Annotated in this window: 34 protein-coding genes; all 34 read left to right on the top strand. The window is 35.8% G+C overall.

Annotation, left to right across the window (positions count from 1 at the left end; translation table 11 throughout):
• Positions 1-26: 26 nt before the first annotated feature.
• The 34 genes from fusA to truA all read left to right on the top strand — a co-directional run bounded on the left by fusA (position 27) and on the right by truA (position 19,950).
• A complete protein-coding gene (fusA, locus tag QPK35_RS05645; RefSeq protein WP_290033001.1) occupies positions 27-2,120 on the top strand; it encodes an elongation factor G in 2,094 nt (697 codons plus the stop codon).
• 305 nt (positions 2,121-2,425) lie between these two features.
• The gene (rpsJ, locus tag QPK35_RS05640; RefSeq protein ID WP_023859562.1) at positions 2,426-2,734 is read left to right on the top strand and encodes a 30S ribosomal protein S10; all 309 of its coding nucleotides are present in this window, start codon (positions 2,426-2,428) and stop codon (positions 2,732-2,734) included.
• A 27-nt stretch (positions 2,735-2,761) separates the two neighbouring features.
• Positions 2,762-3,385 carry a 50S ribosomal protein L3 gene (gene rplC / locus QPK35_RS05635; protein WP_290033000.1) on the top strand — a complete coding sequence of 208 codons (624 nt, stop codon included), beginning with the start codon at positions 2,762-2,764 and terminating at the stop codon, positions 3,383-3,385.
• A 23-nt stretch (positions 3,386-3,408) separates the two neighbouring features.
• Positions 3,409-4,032 carry a 50S ribosomal protein L4 gene (gene rplD / locus QPK35_RS05630; protein WP_290032999.1) on the top strand — a complete coding sequence of 208 codons (624 nt, stop codon included), beginning with the start codon at positions 3,409-3,411 and terminating at the stop codon, positions 4,030-4,032.
• Positions 4,032-4,319 (top strand): 50S ribosomal protein L23, encoded by a 288-nt coding sequence (rplW, locus tag QPK35_RS05625; protein WP_290032998.1) that lies wholly within the window; start codon positions 4,032-4,034, stop codon positions 4,317-4,319. The genes rplD and rplW overlap by 1 nt, the downstream gene beginning before the upstream one ends.
• Positions 4,320-4,347: 28 nt before the next feature.
• Entirely contained in the window at positions 4,348-5,181 is an 834-nt protein-coding gene (rplB, locus tag QPK35_RS05620) for a 50S ribosomal protein L2 (RefSeq protein ID WP_290032997.1), read from the top strand.
• Positions 5,182-5,223: 42 nt separating this feature from the next.
• Positions 5,224-5,505 (top strand): 30S ribosomal protein S19, encoded by a 282-nt coding sequence (gene rpsS / locus QPK35_RS05615; protein WP_290032996.1) that lies wholly within the window; start codon positions 5,224-5,226, stop codon positions 5,503-5,505.
• A 16-nt stretch (positions 5,506-5,521) separates the two neighbouring features.
• Positions 5,522-5,869 carry a 50S ribosomal protein L22 gene (rplV, locus tag QPK35_RS05610; RefSeq protein WP_290032995.1) on the top strand — a complete coding sequence of 116 codons (348 nt, stop codon included), beginning with the start codon at positions 5,522-5,524 and terminating at the stop codon, positions 5,867-5,869.
• Between the two features lie 13 nt (positions 5,870-5,882).
• Complete coding sequence (gene rpsC / locus QPK35_RS05605) at positions 5,883-6,539, top strand: 30S ribosomal protein S3 (protein ID WP_290032994.1); 657 nt, start codon at positions 5,883-5,885, stop codon at positions 6,537-6,539.
• A 3-nt stretch (positions 6,540-6,542) separates the two neighbouring features.
• Positions 6,543-6,977 carry a 50S ribosomal protein L16 gene (gene rplP / locus QPK35_RS05600; RefSeq protein ID WP_290032993.1) on the top strand — a complete coding sequence of 145 codons (435 nt, stop codon included), beginning with the start codon at positions 6,543-6,545 and terminating at the stop codon, positions 6,975-6,977.
• Positions 6,967-7,161, top strand: coding sequence for a 50S ribosomal protein L29 (rpmC, locus tag QPK35_RS05595; protein ID WP_057826636.1), 195 nt, complete (start codon positions 6,967-6,969; stop codon positions 7,159-7,161). Before rplP ends, rpmC begins: the two co-directional genes overlap by 11 nt.
• A gap of 26 nt (positions 7,162-7,187) precedes the next feature.
• Positions 7,188-7,454, top strand: a complete 267-nt coding sequence (rpsQ, locus tag QPK35_RS05590) for a 30S ribosomal protein S17 (RefSeq protein ID WP_290032992.1) — start codon at positions 7,188-7,190, stop codon at positions 7,452-7,454.
• 70 nt (positions 7,455-7,524) lie between these two features.
• The gene (gene rplN, locus QPK35_RS05585) at positions 7,525-7,893 is read left to right on the top strand and encodes a 50S ribosomal protein L14 (RefSeq protein ID WP_290032991.1); all 369 of its coding nucleotides are present in this window, start codon (positions 7,525-7,527) and stop codon (positions 7,891-7,893) included.
• A gap of 33 nt (positions 7,894-7,926) precedes the next feature.
• Entirely contained in the window at positions 7,927-8,232 is a 306-nt protein-coding gene (gene rplX / locus QPK35_RS05580; protein ID WP_290032990.1) for a 50S ribosomal protein L24, read from the top strand.
• 24 nt (positions 8,233-8,256) lie between these two features.
• Positions 8,257-8,799 carry a 50S ribosomal protein L5 gene (rplE, locus tag QPK35_RS05575; protein ID WP_290032989.1) on the top strand — a complete coding sequence of 181 codons (543 nt, stop codon included), beginning with the start codon at positions 8,257-8,259 and terminating at the stop codon, positions 8,797-8,799.
• A gap of 12 nt (positions 8,800-8,811) precedes the next feature.
• A complete protein-coding gene (locus QPK35_RS05570; RefSeq protein ID WP_290032988.1) occupies positions 8,812-8,997 on the top strand; it encodes a type Z 30S ribosomal protein S14 in 186 nt (61 codons plus the stop codon).
• Between the two features lie 33 nt (positions 8,998-9,030).
• The gene (rpsH, locus tag QPK35_RS05565; RefSeq protein WP_290032987.1) at positions 9,031-9,429 is read left to right on the top strand and encodes a 30S ribosomal protein S8; all 399 of its coding nucleotides are present in this window, start codon (positions 9,031-9,033) and stop codon (positions 9,427-9,429) included.
• Between the two features lie 30 nt (positions 9,430-9,459).
• Positions 9,460-9,996 (top strand): 50S ribosomal protein L6, encoded by a 537-nt coding sequence (gene rplF / locus QPK35_RS05560; RefSeq protein ID WP_290032986.1) that lies wholly within the window; start codon positions 9,460-9,462, stop codon positions 9,994-9,996.
• Between the two features lie 33 nt (positions 9,997-10,029).
• Positions 10,030-10,395 carry a 50S ribosomal protein L18 gene (gene rplR / locus QPK35_RS05555; RefSeq protein WP_290032985.1) on the top strand — a complete coding sequence of 122 codons (366 nt, stop codon included), beginning with the start codon at positions 10,030-10,032 and terminating at the stop codon, positions 10,393-10,395.
• 21 nt (positions 10,396-10,416) lie between these two features.
• Entirely contained in the window at positions 10,417-10,917 is a 501-nt protein-coding gene (rpsE, locus tag QPK35_RS05550) for a 30S ribosomal protein S5 (RefSeq protein ID WP_290032984.1), read from the top strand.
• A 14-nt stretch (positions 10,918-10,931) separates the two neighbouring features.
• Positions 10,932-11,114 (top strand): 50S ribosomal protein L30, encoded by a 183-nt coding sequence (gene rpmD / locus QPK35_RS05545; protein ID WP_290032983.1) that lies wholly within the window; start codon positions 10,932-10,934, stop codon positions 11,112-11,114.
• Between the two features lie 33 nt (positions 11,115-11,147).
• Positions 11,148-11,582: a 50S ribosomal protein L15 gene (gene rplO, locus QPK35_RS05540; RefSeq protein ID WP_290032982.1), complete on the top strand. Its 435-nt coding sequence runs from the start codon at positions 11,148-11,150 to the stop codon at positions 11,580-11,582.
• A gap of 3 nt (positions 11,583-11,585) precedes the next feature.
• On the top strand, positions 11,586-12,884 hold the full coding sequence (gene secY, locus QPK35_RS05535) for a preprotein translocase subunit SecY (RefSeq protein WP_290032981.1): 1,299 nt from the start codon (positions 11,586-11,588) through the stop codon (positions 12,882-12,884).
• 108 nt (positions 12,885-12,992) lie between these two features.
• On the top strand, positions 12,993-13,652 hold the full coding sequence (locus QPK35_RS05530; protein ID WP_290032980.1) for an adenylate kinase: 660 nt from the start codon (positions 12,993-12,995) through the stop codon (positions 13,650-13,652).
• Positions 13,653-13,816: 164 nt separating this feature from the next.
• Positions 13,817-14,035 (top strand): translation initiation factor IF-1, encoded by a 219-nt coding sequence (gene infA, locus QPK35_RS05525; protein WP_003692975.1) that lies wholly within the window; start codon positions 13,817-13,819, stop codon positions 14,033-14,035.
• Positions 14,036-14,069: 34 nt separating this feature from the next.
• Positions 14,070-14,183 (top strand): 50S ribosomal protein L36, encoded by a 114-nt coding sequence (gene rpmJ / locus QPK35_RS05520; protein WP_003689393.1) that lies wholly within the window; start codon positions 14,070-14,072, stop codon positions 14,181-14,183.
• A 21-nt stretch (positions 14,184-14,204) separates the two neighbouring features.
• On the top strand, positions 14,205-14,570 hold the full coding sequence (gene rpsM / locus QPK35_RS05515; protein ID WP_290032979.1) for a 30S ribosomal protein S13: 366 nt from the start codon (positions 14,205-14,207) through the stop codon (positions 14,568-14,570).
• 28 nt (positions 14,571-14,598) lie between these two features.
• Positions 14,599-14,985: a 30S ribosomal protein S11 gene (gene rpsK / locus QPK35_RS05510; protein WP_290032978.1), complete on the top strand. Its 387-nt coding sequence runs from the start codon at positions 14,599-14,601 to the stop codon at positions 14,983-14,985.
• Positions 14,986-15,070: 85 nt separating this feature from the next.
• A complete protein-coding gene (locus QPK35_RS05505; protein ID WP_290032977.1) occupies positions 15,071-16,015 on the top strand; it encodes a DNA-directed RNA polymerase subunit alpha in 945 nt (314 codons plus the stop codon).
• 24 nt (positions 16,016-16,039) lie between these two features.
• Positions 16,040-16,423 (top strand): 50S ribosomal protein L17, encoded by a 384-nt coding sequence (gene rplQ / locus QPK35_RS05500; RefSeq protein ID WP_290032976.1) that lies wholly within the window; start codon positions 16,040-16,042, stop codon positions 16,421-16,423.
• A gap of 314 nt (positions 16,424-16,737) precedes the next feature.
• A complete protein-coding gene (locus QPK35_RS05495; protein ID WP_290032975.1) occupies positions 16,738-17,565 on the top strand; it encodes an energy-coupling factor transporter ATPase in 828 nt (275 codons plus the stop codon).
• Complete coding sequence (locus tag QPK35_RS05490; protein ID WP_290032974.1) at positions 17,541-18,395, top strand: energy-coupling factor transporter ATPase; 855 nt, start codon at positions 17,541-17,543, stop codon at positions 18,393-18,395. The genes QPK35_RS05495 and QPK35_RS05490 overlap by 25 nt, the downstream gene beginning before the upstream one ends.
• Before the next feature lie 5 nt (positions 18,396-18,400).
• Positions 18,401-19,195: an energy-coupling factor transporter transmembrane component T family protein gene (locus QPK35_RS05485; protein ID WP_290032973.1), complete on the top strand. Its 795-nt coding sequence runs from the start codon at positions 18,401-18,403 to the stop codon at positions 19,193-19,195.
• Between the two features lie 2 nt (positions 19,196-19,197).
• The gene (truA, locus tag QPK35_RS05480; protein ID WP_290032972.1) at positions 19,198-19,950 is read left to right on the top strand and encodes a tRNA pseudouridine(38-40) synthase TruA; all 753 of its coding nucleotides are present in this window, start codon (positions 19,198-19,200) and stop codon (positions 19,948-19,950) included.
• Positions 19,951-19,973: the final 23 nt, after the last annotated feature.

Below are 19,973 nucleotides of genomic sequence, written 5' to 3'. Positions count from 1 at the left end.
TAGATTTGGAAGGAGAGAATATTTCCATGGCTAATAAACGTGAATTCCCATTGGAAAAAACACGTAACATTGGTATCGTTGCTCACATCGATGCTGGTAAAACTACTACTACAGAACGTATTCTTTACTATACAGGTAAAATTCATAAAATTGGTGAAACACATGATGGTGCTTCACAAATGGACTGGATGGAACAAGAACAAGAACGTGGTATTACAATTACATCAGCTGCTACTACAGCTCAATGGAAAGATCACCGTATTAACATTATCGATACCCCAGGACACGTTGACTTTACTATCGAAGTAGAACGTTCATTACGTGTTTTAGATGGTGCAGTTGTTGTTTTGGATGCACAATCTGGTGTTGAACCACAAACAGAAAATGTATGGCGTCAAGCAACTACATACGGTGTTCCTCGTATAGTATTTGTAAACAAAATGGATAAAATTGGTGCTAATTTCGATTACTCAGTAGATACAATTCGTGATCGTTTACAAGCAAATCCATTACCAGTTCAAATGCCAATTGGTGCTGAAGATGAATTTGAAGGTGTTATCGACTTAATCAATATGAAAGCTGACTTATACGATGAAGATAAGTTAGGTTCAAAATGGGATACAGTTGATATTCCTGAAGAATACCGTGAAGAAGCTGAAAAACGTCGTGAAGAAATGATTGAACAAATCGCAGATGTTGATGATGAAATCATGGAAAAATATCTTGGCGGTGAAGAAATTTCAAACGATGAATTACGTGCTGCAATTCGTCGTGGAACATTGTCATTAGATTTATTCCCTGTATTTGCTGGTTCAGCTTTCAAAAACAAGGGTGTTCAAATGATGTTAGATGGTGTAAATGATTACTTACCATCTCCATTAGATGTTAAACCATATAAAGCAACTGATCCAGATACAGGTGAAGAAGTTGATTTAATTGCTGATGATAGCAAACCATTTGCTGGTTTAGCATTTAAGATTGCTACAGACCCATTCGTAGGTCGTTTAACATACTTACGTGTTTACACAGGTACATTAGAAGCTGGTTCATACGTACTTAATGCAACAAAAGGCAAACGTGAACGTGTAGGTCGTTTATTACAAATGCACTCAAATCACCGTAACGAAATTCCTGAAGTATTCTCAGGTGATATCGCTGCTGCAATTGGTTTGAAAGATACAACAACAGGTGACTCATTAACAGATCCAGATCGTCCATTAATCCTTGAATCAATGGAATTCCCAGATCCAGTTATTCAAGTTTCTGTTGAACCAAAATCAAAAGCAGACCAAGACAAGATGGATATTGCTTTACAAAAACTTGCTGAAGAAGATCCATCATTCAAGGCTGAAACAAACCAAGAAACTGGTGAAACATTAATTGCTGGTATGGGTGAATTGCACTTAGACATCATTGTTGATCGTATGAAACGTGAATTCCACGTTGAAGCTAAAGTTGGTGAACCACAAGTTGCATACCGTGAAACATTTACTAAAGAAGTTGAATCACAAGGTAAGTTTGTTCGTCAATCAGGTGGTAAAGGTCAATATGGTGATGTATGGATTAAATTTACACCAAACGAAGAAGGAAAAGGCTTTGAATTCGAAAACGCAATTGTTGGTGGTGTAGTTCCACGTGAATACATTCCTTCAGTTGAACAAGGATTAAAAGAAGCTATGCAAAATGGTGTTCTTGCTGGTTATCCATTAATTGATGTTAAAGCTAAGTTATATGATGGTAGTTACCACGAAGTCGATTCATCAGAAGCTGCTTTCAAGGTTGCTGCTTCATTAGCATTGAGAAATGCTGCTCCTAAAGCTGGTGCTGTAATTCTTGAACCAATTATGAAGGTTGAAATTGTTACACCAGAAGATAACTTAGGTGATGTTATGGGACATGTTACTGCTCGTCGTGGACGTGTAGATGGTATGGAAGCTCGTGGAAATTCACAAGTTGTAAATGCATACGTTCCATTAGCTGAAATGTTTGGTTACGCAACAACATTACGTTCAGCAACACAAGGTCGTGGTACATTTACAATGACAATGGATCACTACGAACCAGTTCCAAAATCAATTCAAGAAGAAATTATTAAGAAAAACGGCGGAAACGCAGAATAATTTTTAAATAATCTCTTATAAAAAAGGCTATGCAAATGCATAGCCTTTTTTATTAACTAAAAATAAAAATTATCGAAGAATTATAATTACTTATATTTAAAGAAAATGCGAAAATAGCTTGCATTATCAATAAGTTTGTAATAAGATATAAAAGTACTTGCGAAAAAAGTAAGTATTGTTCTGTGTTTTAATAAATAAGCTATGATGTGAAAGGTTGCGACACGCCCGGCTGCTTTGCCACGAGCAAATCGGTAATTTTCACGGAGCTAGTCTTATTTTTAAAAATAGACGAAGGAGGGAACAACATGGCAAAACAAAAAATTCGTATTCGTTTGAAAGCATACGAACATCGTATTTTAGATCAATCCGCAGATAAGATTGTGGAAACAGCAAAGAGAACAGGTGCTCAAATTTCAGGTCCAATTCCTTTGCCAACAGAACGGACATTATATACAGTTATCCGTTCACCACATAAATACAAGGATTCTCGTGAACAATTCGAAATGCGCACACACAAGCGTTTAATCGATATTGTAAATCCTACACCAAAAACAGTAGATTCATTAATGAAGTTGGATTTACCATCTGGCGTAGATATCGAAATCAAACTATAATAAAATTTTTTAATTGGAGGTGTACTCATGACCACAAAAGGAATCTTAGGAAAAAAGGTAGGTATGACACAAGTCTTCACTGAAGAAGGCGAATTAGTACCAGTAACAGTTGTTGAAGTTGGTTCAAACGTTGTTATGCAAGTTAAGACAATGGAAAATGACGGTTACGAAGCTGTACAATTAGGTTTTGACGATCAACGTGAAGTTAAAGCTAACAAACCTGCCAAAGGTCATGCAGCAAAAGCTAAAACTGCTCCTAAGCGCTTCGTTCGTGAAATTCGTGATGTTGAGCTTGGAGAATATAACGTTGGTGACGAAATCAAAGCTGATATTTTCGAAGCTGGCGAATTTGTCGATGTAACAGGTACTTCAAAGGGACATGGTTTCCAAGGTAACATTAAACGTTGGGGACAAAGTCGTGGACCTATGGCTCACGGTTCTCGTTACCACCGTCGCCCTGGTTCAATGGGTTCAATCATTAACCGTGTATTCCCTGGTAAAGTTTTACCTGGTCGCATGGGTGGCAAACGAGTAACAATCCAAAATTTGGAAATCGTTAAAGCAGATACAGAAAATGGTGTACTTTTAATTAAAGGTAACATTCCTGGCGCAAACAAGTCATTTGTTACAATTAAAAGTACAGTTAAATAGTTAGAGGAAGGGAGGACACACACATGCCTAAGGTTACATTATTCAACCAAGATGGTAGCAAGAATGGTGATGTTTCATTAAACGACGCTATTTTTGGTATCGAACCAAATAACAACGTAATCTTTGATGCAGTATTAATGCAACGTGCATCAATGCGTCAAGGTACACACGCTGTTAAGAATAGAAGTGCCGTTCGTGGTGGTGGTAAGAAGCCATGGCGCCAAAAGGGAACTGGACGCGCTCGTCAAGGTTCTATCCGTTCACCACAATGGGTTGGTGGTGGTACAGTGTTTGGACCAACACCTCGCTCATATGCTTACAAACTTCCACGCAAAGTTCGTCGCTTAGCTATTAAATCAGTACTTTCACAAAAAGTATTAGACGAAAGTTTTGTTGTTGTTGACGAATTAAATTTTGAACAACCAAGAACAAAAGCATTTGCTGAAGTATTAAGTAACTTAGATGTAAATTCCAAAGTTTTAGTAGTTCTTGAAGATGACAATACAAATGCTGCATTAGCTGCTCGTAACTTGAAGAATGTTACAGTAATTCCTGCTAAGGGCTTAAATGTATTAGATGTTATCAATAATGATAAGATGGTCATCACTAAAGGAGCTCTTTCTCAAGTAGAGGAGGTTCTTGCATAATGGAATCACGCGATGTAATTTTACGCCCTGTTATCACTGAAGCTTCAATGGCTGATATGGATGACAAGCGTTATACTTTTGATGTTGACACTCGTGCAACTAAAACAGAAGTTAAAAAAGCAATTGAAAACATTTTTGACGTTAAAGTTGCTAAAGTTAACATCATGAATGTTAAAGGTAAGAAAAAACGTATGGGTCGTTACGAAGGTTACACAAAGAAACGTCGTAAGGCAATCGTTACTTTAACATCAGATTCAAATGAAATTAAATTATTCAACGAAGAATAATAAATCTTAGTAATAGGAGGAATACACAGTGGGGATCAAGAAATTTAAACCAACTTCTAACGGTCGCCGTAATATGACAGGTTCAGATTTTGCTGAAATCACAAAATCAACTCCTGAAAAGTCATTACTTTCATCAAAAAGTAAGACAGCCGGCCGTAACTCTTATGGTCACATTACAGTTCGTCACCGTGGCGGTGGTCACAAACGTAAGTACCGTGTGATTGATTTCAAACGGAACAAAGATAACGTTCCAGCAACAGTTAAAGCAATTGAATATGATCCAAACCGTTCAGCTAACATTGCATTGTTAGTTTATGCAGATGGTACAAAATCATATATCCTTGCACCAAAAGGTCTTGAAGTAGGCCAAACAATTCAATCAGGTAAGGATGCTGACATTAAAGTTGGTAATGCATTACCATTAGAAAATATTCCAGTTGGTACAGTTATTCACAACATCGAATTAAAACCAGGTAAGGGTGGACAATTAGTTCGTTCAGCAGGTACATCTGCTCAATTACTTGGTAAAGAAGGTAAATACGCAATTGTACGTTTAACATCTGGTGAAACACGTATGATTTTAGTAACTTGCCGTGCAACAATTGGTGCTGTAGGTAACGAACAACACGAATTAATTAACGTCGGTAAAGCTGGTCGTTCTCGTTGGATGGGTAAACGTCCTCAATCACGTGGTTCTGTAATGAACCCTAACGATCACCCTCATGGTGGTGGTGAAGGTAAAGCTCCTGTTGGTCGTCCATCACCATTATCACCTTGGGGTAAGAAGACTACAGGTCTTAAGACTCGTTCAAAGAAGGCAAGATCAAACAAATTTATCGTTCGTTCACGTCACAAGAAATAATTACTATTATTGTAAGTAATTGGTTCGAAAGGAGGACAAACATTGAGTCGTAGTTTGAAAAAGGGACCTTTCGTCGATGAACATTTGATGAAAAAGGTTGAAGCACAAGCTGATCAAGAAAAGAAATCAGTAATTAAAACATGGTCACGCCGTTCAACAATCTTCCCTAGCTTTATTGGCTATACGATTGCTGTATATGATGGCCGTAAGCACGTGCCAGTTTACATTCAAGAAGATATGGTTGGTCACAAATTAGGTGAATTTGTTCCAACTCGTACATTCCATGGTCACGGCGGAGACGATAAGAAGACAGGCGTAAGATAATAAGGGAGGATAAGACATGGCTGAACAAATTACATCAGCAAAAGCAACTGCTCGCGTAGTTCGCATCCCTGCACGTAAAGCACGTCTTGTGATCGATCTTATCCGTGGTAAGAGTGTTGCTGAAGCATTAGGTATCTTAGAATTCACACCTAGAAAAGGTGCCTACTTAATTGAAAAAGTTCTTAAATCTGCAATCGCTAATGCAGAAAATAATTTCGACTTAGATGTTGAAGATTTATATGTAAGCGAAGCTTATGTTAACGAAGGACCAACTTTGAAACGGTTCCGTCCTCGTGCAAAAGGTTCTGCTTCTCCAATTAACAAACGTACAAGCCACATTACAGTTGTGGTATCTACTAAATAAGGAGGGATAACGCGTGGGTCAAAAAGTTAATCCAACAGGATTGCGTGTCGGTATCATTCGTGACTGGGATGCAAAATGGTATGCTGAAAAAGATTTTGCATCAGATTTACACGAAGATTTACGAATCCGTAAATATATTGAAAATAAATTAGCCAACGCTTCTGTCTCTACTATTGAAATTGAACGTGCTGCAAAGCGTGTTAACATTTCAATTCACACTGCTAAACCAGGAATGGTTATCGGTAAAGGTGGATCAGAAGTTGAAAAATTACGTCAAGAATTAAACAAGTTAACAGGCAAACGTGTTCACATTAACATTGTTGAAATCAAGAAGCCTGACTTAGACGCAAAATTAGTTGGTGAAAACATTGCACAACAATTGGAAAACCGTATTGCTTTCCGTCGTGCAATGAAACAAGCAATGCAACGCACAATGCGTGCAGGTGCAAAGGGAATTAAAGTTCAAGTTGCAGGTCGTTTAAACGGGGCAGATATGTCACGTGTAGAACACTTCTCAGAAGGAACAGTTCCATTGCATACATTGCGTGCTGATATTGATTATGCATGGGTAGAAGCAACTACTACATATGGTCAATTAGGTGTTAAGGTATGGATTTACCGTGGTGAAGTATTACCAACAAAGAAAAACAATGGTAAAGGAGGGAAATAATCTATGTTAGTACCAAAACGTGTAAAGCACCGTCGTGAATTTCGTGGTAAAATGCGTGGCGAAGCTAAAGGTGGTAAGACAGTTGCATTTGGTGAATTCGGTCTTCAAGCAACTGAATCACACTGGATCACAAACCGTCAAATCGAAGCAGCTCGTATCGCAATGACTCGTTATATGAAACGTGGCGGAAAAGTTTGGATTAAGATTTTCCCTCACAAATCATATACTGCTAAAGCTATTGGTGTTCGTATGGGTTCTGGGAAAGGTTCTCCAGAAGGCTGGGTAGCTCCTGTAAAACGTGGTAAAGTAATGTTTGAAATTGCTGGCGTTTCTGAAGAAGTAGCTCGTGAAGCTTTCCGTTTAGCTTCCCACAAACTCCCAGTGAAGACTAAGTTTGTAAAACGTGAGGAAGTAGGTGGCGAATCAAATGAAGGCTAAAGAAATTAATGAATTAACCACTGCTGAAATGCTTGAAAAAGAAAAGCAATACAAAGAAGAATTATTCAATTTACGCTTCCAACTAGCTACCGGCCAATTGGAAAATACTGCTCGCTTAAAGGCAGTGCGTAAGAATATTGCACGTATCAAAACTGCATTACGTCAAGCAGAATTAAATAAATAAGAATACGAAAAGGAGGCTAATTTCGCATGAGTGAAAGTCGTAATCACCGTAAAGTCTATCAAGGACGCGTTGTATCAGACAAAATGGATAAAACAATTACGGTTGCCGTTGAAACTTATGTTAACCACAAAGTTTACGGTAAGCGTGTTAAATATACAAAGAAATTTAAAGCTCACGACGAAAACAATGAAGCAAAAGTTGGCGATATCGTAAAGATTATGGAAACTCGCCCATTGTCAGCTACAAAACGTTTCCGTTTATTAGAAATTGTTGAAAAAGCAGTTATTCTTTAATATTAAAGAGTAACCCAAGGACTTATTCGTATTCTACTAATTATCTAATAGCGAAAGGAGGACACTTACTGTGATCCAACAAGAAAGTCGTTTAAAAGTCGCTGACAACTCAGGCGCACGTGAACTTTTAGTCATTAAGATTTTAGGTGGCTCTCGTGTAAAGACTGCAAATGTCGGTGATATCATTGTTGCTACTGTAAAACAAGCAACACCAGGTGGCGTTGTCAAAAAAGGTGATGTCGTAAAAGCTGTTGTTGTTCGTACTAAATCTGGTGTACACCGTGCTGATGGCTCATACATCAAATTTGATGAAAATGCTGCAGTAATTATTAGTGATGATAAGTCACCAAAAGGTACACGTATTTTCGGACCAATTGCCCGTGAATTACGTGATGGAAACTTCATGAAGATCGTTTCCTTAGCACCTGAAGTATTATAATGAACCATTAGTTAATAAGGAGGTGCACACGAAATGTTCATTAAAAAGAATGATAAAGTTAAAGTAATCGCCGGAAAAGATAAAGGTAAAGAAGGTATAATTGAAAAAGTATTTCCTTCACAAGATCGAGTAATCGTTAAAGGCGTAAACATCGTTAAGAAACATCAAAAACCAACAAACGCAAATCCAAACGGTGGAATCGTTGAGGTTGAAGCACCTATTCACGTTTCTAACGTTATGCTTATTGATCCTTCAAACAATGAACCAACACGCGTTGGTTTTAAAGTTGAAGATGGTAAGAAAGTCCGCGTTTCAAAGAAATCTGGAAAAACTTTGTAATAAAGGAAGGAGGATACTTTCTTCATGGTTAATCGCTTAAAAGAAAAGTATGATAAAGAAATCGTTCCATCAATGATGGAAAAATTCAATTATACATCAGTAATGCAAGCACCAAAGATTGATAAAATTGTTATCAATATGGGTGTTGGTGATGCTGTAAGTAATGCTAAAAATTTAGATGAAGCAGTTGAAGAATTAACTTTGATTGCTGGTCAAAAACCAGTTATCACACGTGCTAAGAAATCAATCGCTGGTTTCCGTTTACGTGAAGGTAACGCAATCGGTTGTAAAGTTACATTACGTGGCCAACGTATGTATGAATTTTTAGACAAGTTAATTTCAGTTTCATTACCTCGTGTTCGTGATTTTCATGGTATTAGCAAACGTGCTTTTGATGGTCGTGGAAATTACACATTAGGTGTAAAGGAACAATTGATCTTCCCAGAAATTGATTTTGATAATGTTAACAAAGTTCGCGGTATGGACATCGTAATTGTTACAACTGCAAACACAGATGAAGAATCAAAAGAATTATTAACACAACTAGGAATGCCATTCGCTAAGTAAGGGGGTTTCACATTGGCTAAAAAGTCACAAATTGCAAAGAATAAACGTCCAGCTAAGTTCTCAACACAAGAATATACACGTTGTGAACGTTGTGGTCGACCACATTCTGTATATCGTAAATTTAAATTATGTCGTATCTGCCTTCGTGAACTTGCTCATAAGGGTCAAATCCCTGGCATGAAAAAGGCTAGCTGGTAATCCATAATAAGTAAGTAAAGGAGGCAAAATAATATGGCAATGACTGATCCAATTGCAGACTTCTTAACACGTATTCGTAATGCTAACATGGCAAAACATGAATCATTAGAAGCACCTGCATCAAACATTAAACGGAATATTGCTGAAATTCTTAAGAACGAAGGATTCATTCGTGATTATGAATTCATTGAAGACAATAAACAAGGCATTATCCGCGTATTCTTGAAATATAGTAAAAATGGTGAACGCGTAATTTCAGGTATTCGTCGTATCTCAAAACCTGGTTTACGTTCATACGTTAAAGCTGATGCTGTGCCAAAGGTTCTTAACGGTTTAGGAATCGCTATTTTGTCAACATCTGAAGGTGTAATGACAGATAAAGATGCACGTGCTAAGAAAATCGGCGGCGAAGTAATCGCTTATATTTGGTAATATTTTTAAGAGTAAGGAGGTGTCCGACTCGTGAGTCGTATTGGATATAAAGAAGTTACATTACCTGAAGGCGTTAAGGTAACACAAGACGGTAACAAAGTTACTGTTCAAGGCCCAAAAGGTGAATTAACTCGTGAATTTTCTGATAAAATTGAAATGAAAATCGATGGTAATGTAGTTACTTTCGATCGTTCATCAGATGATAGTAAAACAAAAGCACTTCATGGTACAACTCGTGCAAACTTCAATAACATGGTTACAGGTGTTACAGAAGGTTTCAAGAAAGAACTTGAATTACGTGGGGTTGGTTACCGTGCACAAATGAAGGGTAACACACTTGTATTGAATGTTGGTTACTCTCATCCTGTTGAATTTGAACAAACAGATGATGTTAAGTTTGAAACTCCATCAGCTACATCAATCGTTGTTTCAGGTATCAACCGTGAATTAGTTGGTGACATGGCTGCTCGTATCCGTGCAGTTCGTGCACCAGAACCTTACAAGGGTAAAGGTATTCGTTATGTTGGCGAATATGTACGTCGTAAGGAAGGTAAAACTGGTAAATAATGCAGCATAAAGCTGTTCAAAAATAATTAAGAGGTGAAAATCGTGATTTCAAAACCAGATAAGAACAAGACACGTCAAAAACGTCATATGCGTGTCCGCAATAAAATCTCTGGTACTGCTGAGTGCCCACGCTTAAATGTTTATCGTTCAAACAAAAACATCTACGCTCAAGTAATTGATGACGTAGCGGGTGTGACGCTAGTTAGTGCCTCTACTTTAGACAGTGAAGTTAAAGGCAACACAAAAACTGAACAAGCTGTTTCAGTTGGTGAATTAGTTGCTAAACGTGCTGTGGAAAAAAGCATCAAAGAAGTTGTATTTGACCGTGGTGGATATCTCTATCATGGACGTGTAGAAGCTTTAGCTGAAGCTGCTCGCGAAAATGGCTTAGAATTTTAATAGAAGGAGGAAATAACGTTTATGGCTTTTATTGATCCAGCTCAATTAGATTTAGAAGATCGTGTCGTTGCTATTAACCGGATTACAAAAGTTGTTAAAGGTGGACGTCGTCTACGTTTTGCTGCTTTAGTTATCGTCGGTGATCACAATGGTCATGTCGGTTTTGGAACTGGTAAAGCTCAAGAAGTACCAGAAGCAATCCGTAAGGCTGTTGACGCTGCTCGTAAGAACTTAATCGAAGTTCCTGTAGTTGGAACTACTATTCCTCACGAAGTTCTCGGTCAATACAGCGGTAGTCGTATTATGTTAAAACCAGCTGAAGCTGGTTCTGGAGTTGCTGCTGGTGGTGCGGTTCGTGCCGTTATGGAACTTGCAGGAATCGGTGATATTACAAGTAAATCATTAGGTTCTAATACACCAATCAACGTTGTTCGTGCAGCAATGGATGGTTTATCACAAATGAAAAATGCTGAAGAAGTTGCTTCATTACGTGGAGTATCTGTTCAACATTTAGCAGAATAAGGAGGACTTAAATTATGGCTCAATTGAAAGTAACTTTAGTTCGTTCAGTCATCGGACGTCCTCAAAAGCAACGCGAAATCGTTAAAGGCTTAGGCCTTGGTCGTGTAAATAGCTCTGTTGTTGTTCCTGATAACGTTGCTATGCGCGGTGCTATTAGAAAAATCAATCATTTAGTGGACGTTGAATTGGCTAAATAGTCAATATTTAGTTAGAGGGAGGTGCTGAACCTAATGAAATTAAATGAATTAAAACCAGCTGAAGGTTCACGTCAAGTAAGAAATCGTGTTGGTCGTGGAACTTCTTCAGGTAACGGTAAAACTGCAGGTCGTGGACAAAAAGGTCAAAAGGCTCGTGGAAAAGTTCGTTTGGGCTTTGAAGGTGGTCAAATGCCATTGTTCCGTCGTATGCCAAAACGCGGTTTCAATAACATCAACCGTGTAGAATATGCAGTTGTTAATATTGAAAAATTAAATCAATTTGAAGATGGTACTGAAGTAACACCAGCATTGTTGGTAGAATCAGGTATCGTTAAAAATGAAAAAGATGGTATTAAGATTCTTGGAAATGGTGAATTGAACAAGAAGTTAACTGTTAAGGCTAACAAGTTCTCTGCATCAGCAAAAGAAGCCATCGAAGCAGCAGGCGGCCAAATTGAGGTGATGTAATAGATGCTTAAGACAATGAAGAACGCCCTTGCTGATAAAGAAATTCGAAAGAAAATCTTATTTACATTGGGTGTCTTGATTGTATTTCGTTTAGGCACATACATTACTGTCCCTGGGATCAACGCTAAAGCTTTAACTAGCGTTGCATCTTCAGGGTTAATTAGTATGTTAAATACTTTCAGTGGTGGCGGTCTGACTAATTATTCAATTTTGGCAATGGGGGTTTCACCATACATTACCGCCCAAATTGTTGTTCAACTTTTACAAATGGATATTGTTCCTAAATTTGTAGAGTGGAGTAAGCAAGGTGAAGTTGGACGGCGTAAATTGAATCAAGTTACCCGTTATTTGACAATTGTGCTTGCGTTTGTACAATCAATTGGAATTACAGCTGGATTCAACGCTTTGAGTAGTTTAAACTTAGTTGAAAATCCAAATATTCAAACCTATTTGTGTATTGGTACTATTTTAACTGCTGGTACAATGTTTTCAACATGGCTAGGCGATATGATTACTGAACGCGGTATAGGTAATGGAATTTCGATTATCATTATGGCTGGTATTCTTGCTCGTGTTCCTGACGGAATAAAGCAAATTTACCAGGAAGAATTTGTCAATATTAGTAAAGATGAGATTTGGAACTCTGTTTTATATTGTGTAGTTTTAGTATTAGTTATTTTAGCAATTGTTACTTTTGTAACATATGTGCAACAAGCTAATTACAAAATTCCTATTCAATATACTCGTCGTGTGGCAGGGTCTACTGAAAATTCATATTTACCATTAAAAGTTAATGTAGCTGGAGTTATTCCAGTTATCTTTGCAAGTTCATTCATTGCAACAATTCAAACTATATTAATGGCATTTACGAGTGCTCATTCTGGTGATGAATGGTTCCAAATTATGTCAAATGTTTTCAATATGCAGACAACATCTGGAATGATTTTATATACAATTCTTATCATTGTATTTACATTCTTCTATGCATTTGTTCAAGTAAATCCTGAAAAGTTATCAGAAAACTTACAAAAGCAAGGAAGTTACATTCCATCTGTTTGGCCTGGAAAAGAAACTGAAAAATATGTTTCTCGTTTATTGATGCGTTTGAGTACTGTTGGATCACTATTCCTTGGATTTATTTCATTAATTCCTTTAGTTGCATCAAATGTTTGGGGATTAAGCGAATCTATTGGATTAGGTGGTACTAGTTTGCTAATTGTTGTAGGTGTTACACTTGAAACTATGCGGCAAATTGAAGGTATGATGATGAAGCGCGAATACGTTGGATTTATTCGTGAATAAATAGAAGGAATGCGAAGGCATTCCTTTTTTTGTTTATATTTTAACTTTTAAGTGATATTAGATTGCGGTATAATTAATTGTGAATTTATTTTTTTAAGGAGAGAACTTATGTCATTAAATTTAATGTTAATGGGACTTCCTGGTGCAGGTAAAGGTACCCAAGCAGAAAAAATTATTGATGAATATCATATTCCTCATATTTCTACTGGTGATATTTTCCGTGCTGCAATGCAAAATGGTACAGAAATGGGAATTGAAGCTAAGAAATATATTGATAAGGGTGAGTTAGTTCCCGATGAAGTAACTAACGGAATTGTAAAAGAGCGGTTAAGTGAAGATGATGTTAATAATGGATACATGCTTGATGGCTTTCCTAGAAATATGGCACAAGCTGAAGCTTTAGATGCTTTTGGTAATGAATTAGGTAAACCTTTAAATTGTGTAATCAATATTGATGTTGATCCTGAATCACTTATGGAACGTTTAACAGCTCGTTACATTTGTAAAAACTGTGGTGCCACATATAACAAATTGTTCAACCCTACAAAAGTTGAAGGTGTATGTGATCGTTGCGGTGGTACTGAATTTTTCCAACGTGATGATGATAAGCCAGAAACTGTGAAGAATCGTCTCGAAGTAAATATTAAAATGAATACACCATTATTAGATTTCTATCGTGAAAAAGGTATTTTGCATGAAGTAAATGGAAATCAAGATATTGATGATGTATTTAATGAAATTAAAAAGGTATTAGATAGTATCAAATAATTATAGTTAATTCAATATAAACTTGCATAAACTTGACTTATGTGATATCATAATTCAGGTTTATCTTTTCAATAGGTCTAGTTTGCCGCAAAAGCTACTGGATCAGCGAAGACAAATCGTTTTCGTTTCAAGTAATGAAAACCATATTAAGGAGGTACTTTTGCGTGGCGAAAGATGATGTGATTGAAATTGAAGGTACGATCAAAGAAACGTTGCCAAATGCGATGTTCAAAGTTGAACTCGAAAATGGACATGAAATTTTAGCTCACGTTTCCGGTAAGATTCGTATGCACTATATTCGTATTTTACCTGGGGACCGGGTTACCGTTGAAATGTCCCCTTACGATTTGACTAAGGGTCGCATTACCTATCGCTTTAAATAGATTGTACTTCAGTAATTTATAGGAGGTATGATTCATGAAAGTAAGACCATCAGTTAAACCAATGTGCGAACACTGCAAAGTTATTAAGCGTAAAGGACGCGTTATGGTAATTTGCAGCAATCCAAAGCATAAACAACGTCAAGGTTAATATTAAGGAGGTGTAATTGTAATGGCTCGTATTGCAGGTATCGATTTACCACGTGACAAGCGTATCGTAATCGGATTAACTTACATTTATGGAATCGGTAATACAACAGCTAAGAAAATTTTAGCTGTTGCCGGTGTATCAGAAGATGTTCGTGTACGTGACTTAACTCCTGATCAAGAAGATAAGATCCGTGCAGAAGTTGATAACTACAAAGTCGAAGGTGATCTTCGTCGTGAAGTATCAATGAATATTAAACGTCTTTCAGAAATCGGCTCATACCGAGGCATGCGTCACCGTCGTCATTTACCAGTTCGAGGTCAAAATACTAAGAACAATGCGCGGACACGTAAAGGCCCAGCAATTTCAATTGCAGGTAAGAAGAAATAATATTTATTAGAAGGAGGTTATTGATTTCATGGCTGTTAGAAAATCACGCAAGCGCCGTGTAAAGAAGAATATTGAAACCGGTGTTGCACACATTCATTCAACATTTAACAACACACTTGTTATGATTACAGATGTTCATGGTAATGCCGTTGCATGGTCATCAGCAGGTGCTCTTGGATTTAAGGGTTCTCGTAAATCTACACCATTTGCTGCTCAAATGGCTTCAGAAGCTGCAGCAAAAGGTGCTATGGATCATGGAATGAAGACAGTTGAAGTTGCTGTTAAAGGTCCTGGTTCAGGTCGTGAAGCAGCAATTCGTGCTCTTCAAACAACTGGTTTGGAAGTAACATCAATTAAAGACGTTACACCAGTTCCTCATAACGGATGCCGTCCTCCAAAACGTCGTCGTGTTTAATGTGGATTAGTATTCATTTTGAGGGTAACTTCATTTTGTTTTTGCCAGATTACACGTTACGTTTTGAAAGGGGTAAACTAATAGAATGATCGAATTCGAAAAACCAAAGATTCACACAATTGAAGAAAACAAAGATTACGGTAAATTTGTTGTCGAACCGTTAGAACGTGGTTATGGTACAACTTTAGGAAATTCTTTAAGAAGAATTTTGCTTTCATCATTACCAGGTGCTGCAATCACAGATATTCAAATTGATGGCGTTTTACATGAATTTTCAACTGTTGAAGGTGTCATTGAAGACGTTACAACAATTATCTTAAATTTAAAGAAGGTTGCCTTAAAAATTGATTCTGAAGAACCTCAATCACTTGAAATTAATGTGACAGGTGCTAAAGAAGTTAAAGCAGGTGACATTCACTGTGGCAGTGATGTAGAAATTTTAAATCCAGAATTGTACATCTGTACAGTTGCTGATGGAATTTCTTTCCATGTTCGAATGACTGCTAATAAAGGCCGTGGATATGTTTCTGCTGCTGAAAACAAAGCAAAAGCAGATGATATGCCGATTGGTGTTTTAGCAATCGACTCAATTTATACCCCAATTGAACGTGTAAACTACCAAGTAGAAAAAACACGTGTTGGTCAAAAGAATGATTATGATAAGTTGACATTAGATGTTTGGACAAATGGTTCAATTTCTCCAAGAGAAGCAATCAGTTTGTCAGCAAAAATCTTAACAGAGCATTTATCAATCTTTGTTAACCTTACAGATGAAGCAAAGAATGCTGAAATGATGGTTGAAAAAGAAGAAACTCATAAAGAGAAAATGCTTGAAATGACGATTGAAGATCTAGATTTATCTGTTCGTTCATACAATTGTTTGAAACGTGCAGGTATTAATACTGTTCAAGAATTAACAGATAAAACTGAATCTGATATGATGAAAGTTCGTAACTTAGGACGTAAGTCATTAGAAGAAGTTAAAGCTAAATTAGCTGACTTAGGTCTTTCATTGCGTCATGATGACTAATTATTAAAGGAGGGAAACTTATTCATGGCTTACCGTAAATTAGGTCGTAAAAGCGGACATCGTAAATCAATGTTACGTAATTTAACTACAGATGTAATTGTAAACGGCAAGATTGTTACAACTGAACAACGTGCTAAAGAAGTTCGTCGTCAAGTTGAAAAAATGATCACTTTAGGTAAAAAAGGTGATTTAGCATCTCGTCGTCGTGCTGCTGCTTACTTAATGGATGTTGTTGCTGATGTTAAAGAAGATGGCGATGATATCGTAGTTCAAACAGCATTACAAAAGTTATTTGATGATGTTGCACCTCGTTTCAAAGATCGTAATGGTGGATATACAAGAATCATCAAGATGCAAGAACGTCGTGGCGATGCAGCCAAGATGGCAGTTCTTGAATTAGTTGACTAATATTTTAATTTGATAAAATAAAAGTTAATGTTTTGTGTCACTTTTATAACGACAACGGGCGTTACGATGTTGGGAAACCTAGTCTAGTCCTAAGTAATACGTAAGTATGAAAATCGTTATAAAAAGTGATTTTTTTTACTAAGATATTGTTTCTTTTATTGTGCGTTTTTTATATTTATTATGTACGAGATTGTATGTTTATTTACAATCTCGTATTTTTTTATTATCAATCTTTCTACAACACTTAGAATTTGTTCATGAGGCATATAATAATGTGCTATAATTTAATTAATTTGTTCAGAAAGGTTTCTAAGATGGAGTCAATAATTGAAGTTGAAAATTTAACTTATGAATATGAAGATTTTAAATTAGGCCCAATAGATTTAATGATTAAGCCTGATGAATGGGTTTCAATTATTGGGCCGAATGGTAGTGGAAAAAGTACATTTATTAGATTACTAGATGGATTACTTGAATCTAAAACAGGTAGTATTTCAATAGATGGACAAATAGTTAATGAAGAAAATATTTGGCATATTCGCTCTAATATTGGCATGGTATTTCAAAATCCGGATAATCAATTTGTAGGAGCTAATGTAGAAGATGATGTGGCATTTGGCTTAGAAAATCGAAATATAAGTCATTCAGAGATGGTAAGTGAAGTTAATCAGGCACTTAAAATGGTTGGAATGGACAAGTTTAAGAAACATGAGCCTTCTAAATTATCAGGGGGGCAAAAGCAGAGGGTTGCAATTGCTGGTGTTTTAGCTATTCATCCTAAAATTGTTATTTTAGATGAAGCAACAAGTATGTTAGATCCTGAAGGAAGACGTAATTTATTGAAATTGATTCATGAGCTAAAAGAAGAATACCATTTTACGGTTATTGCAATTACGCATGATGTTGATGAAGTTGTTGATGCAGACAGAGTAGTTGTAATGAACAAAGGAAAAATTTTAATGGATGATACACCTTCAAATATATTTAATAATCCTAATGAGTTAATTGAAATAGGGTTAGAATTGCCATTTGCGGAGAAATTATCTATTGCATTAAGTAACAATCAAATTGAAATTACAGATAGTTATCTAAATGAAAAGGAATTAGCTGATAAGTTATGGGAATTGAATTCAAAAATGTAAGTTATACATATCAAATTAATACGCCATTTGAGCAACAAGCATTAAATGATATTTCTTTTAAAATTGAGGATGGAAGTTTTACAGCAATTGTTGGTCATACTGGAAGTGGGAAATCAACATTAATTCAACATCTCAATGGATTATTAAAACCTACAGATGGACAAGTGATCATTGATGGGGTATCAATAACAAATGAAACAAAAAATAAGCAATTAAATGAACTTAGACATAAAGTAGGAATTTTATTTCAATTTTCAGAATCTCAATTATTTGAAGAAACTGTTCTTAAAGATATTGAATTTGCTCCAAAGAATTTCGGTAAAAATGAGAAAGAAGCTAAGAAAATTGCAATCGAAAAAGCTAAGATTGTTGGATTAGACAATGATTTACTTGAACGTTCTCCGTTTGAATTATCTGGTGGACAAATGAGAAGAGTGGCATTGGCAGGAATTTTAGCAATGAATCCAGAAATATTAGTTTTGGATGAACCTTTAATTGGTTTAGATCCAGTTGGGAAAAAAGAAATAATGCATATTTTTAAACAATTAAACAAAGAAAGAAATATGACTATTATTTTAGTTACTCATAATATGGATGATGTAGCAAATTTTGCAGATCATGTAATAGCTTTAGAAAATGGAAAATTATTAAAACATGAAACAACTGATCATTTCTTTAATCAGCCACAATGGTTATATGAACATCATCTTGGCTTACCTAAAGCAGCTGAATTCGCAATGTATTTGTCGCAAGGCAATATAAAATTTGAATCTATACCTTTGACAGTTGACGATTTAGCTCAAAAATTAAGTAATAAATTAAAGAGGTAACAGTAATGAATGAGATTATTCTTGGAAGATATATTGAGGGGAAATCATTTGTTCATCAAATGGATGCACGTGCAAAATTAGTTTTAAGTTTATATTTTATTTTAATAATATTTCTATGTAATAATTGGCAAACTTATACTGTATTAACTATATTTACTTTTGCTTGTGTATTATGTTCTAAAATTAATTTGAAATTTTTTATAAAGGGTGTTCGTCCATTAATAGGTTTAATATTGATTACAGTTCTACTTCAATTATTTTTTACAAGTGGTGGAACAGTATATTTCCATTGGGGAATTTTTCAATTAACAAGTTATGGGATTGTAAATGCAGTTTATATTTTTTGTAGAATTGTTTTAATTGTATTCATGTCAACATTATTGACAGCTACAACGACACCTTTAGAAATAGCAGATGGGTTAGAAGCTTTAATGAAACCTTTGCGTAAATTAAAAGTACCTGTGGATGAAATTGCATTGATGATTTCTATTGCATTACGCTTTGTTCCAACCTTAATGGATGAAACAAAAAAAATAATGAATGCTCAACGTTCACGAGGAGTTAATTTTGGTGAGGGAAATTTAATTCATCAAGCTAAAATGTTAGTTCCTATTTTGGTACCATTATTTGTAAACTCAATAAAAAGAGCAGAAGATTTAGCGGTTGCAATGGAAGCACGTGGTTATCAAGGTGGTCCCAATCGAACAAAATATAGGTTGCAACATTGGCATAATATTGATACGCTAGCTTTTTGTATATTTGGTGTAATGACAATTTTATTACTAATTTTAAGAGGATAGAAATGGTTAAAAGATATAAGATTACAATTGCGTACGATGGAACTAATTTTGCGGGATTTCAAGTACAACCACATCAAAGGACAGTTCAAGGAGTTTTAGAGCGGGCAGTCAATAAAATGAGTAAGACTAATGACTATATCAATGTTTTTGGATCTGGTAGAACAGATTCAGGGGTACATGCATTAGGTCAAGTAGTTCATTTTGACTTTCCACACGATATGAGTGCTGAAAGCATGCTAAAAGCATTAAATAGTTTATTACCTTTAGATTGTGTAGTAAAAGAGTGTGAGATTGTTCCAAATGATTTTCATGCACGTTATACAACTCATGGAAAATGTTATATGTATCGAGTAAGTCAAACTTATTTTGTTGATCCATTTAAGCGAAATTATACCGGTCATTATAAATATCCAATTGATATTAAATTGATTGAGCAAGCATTACCAGATGTTGTAGGAACACATGATTATTCAAGTTTTGTTGCTTCAGGTAGTCAAGCAACAAATCATATAAGAACAATATATGATGCAACTGTTCGTGAAAATAAGGACGAAAAAGAAATTATATTTGAATTTACTGGAAATGGTTTTTTATATAATCAAGTTCGAATTATGGTAGCCGTTTTATTAGAAATAGGTCGTGGCAAAAGACCAGTTCACGATTTTTTGAGATTGTATGAAGTAAAAGATCGAAACCAAGCACGTGAAACAGCACCTGCATCAGGATTATATTTAAAAAAAGTATTTTACGATTAGAGTAAAAAAAAGCTGATAGACAT

The sequence above is a fragment of the Ligilactobacillus cholophilus genome, assembly GCF_030389495.1.
Classification (GTDB): domain Bacteria; phylum Bacillota; class Bacilli; order Lactobacillales; family Lactobacillaceae; genus Ligilactobacillus; species Ligilactobacillus cholophilus.
This window is presented reverse-complemented; position numbering and strand designations above follow the sequence as displayed.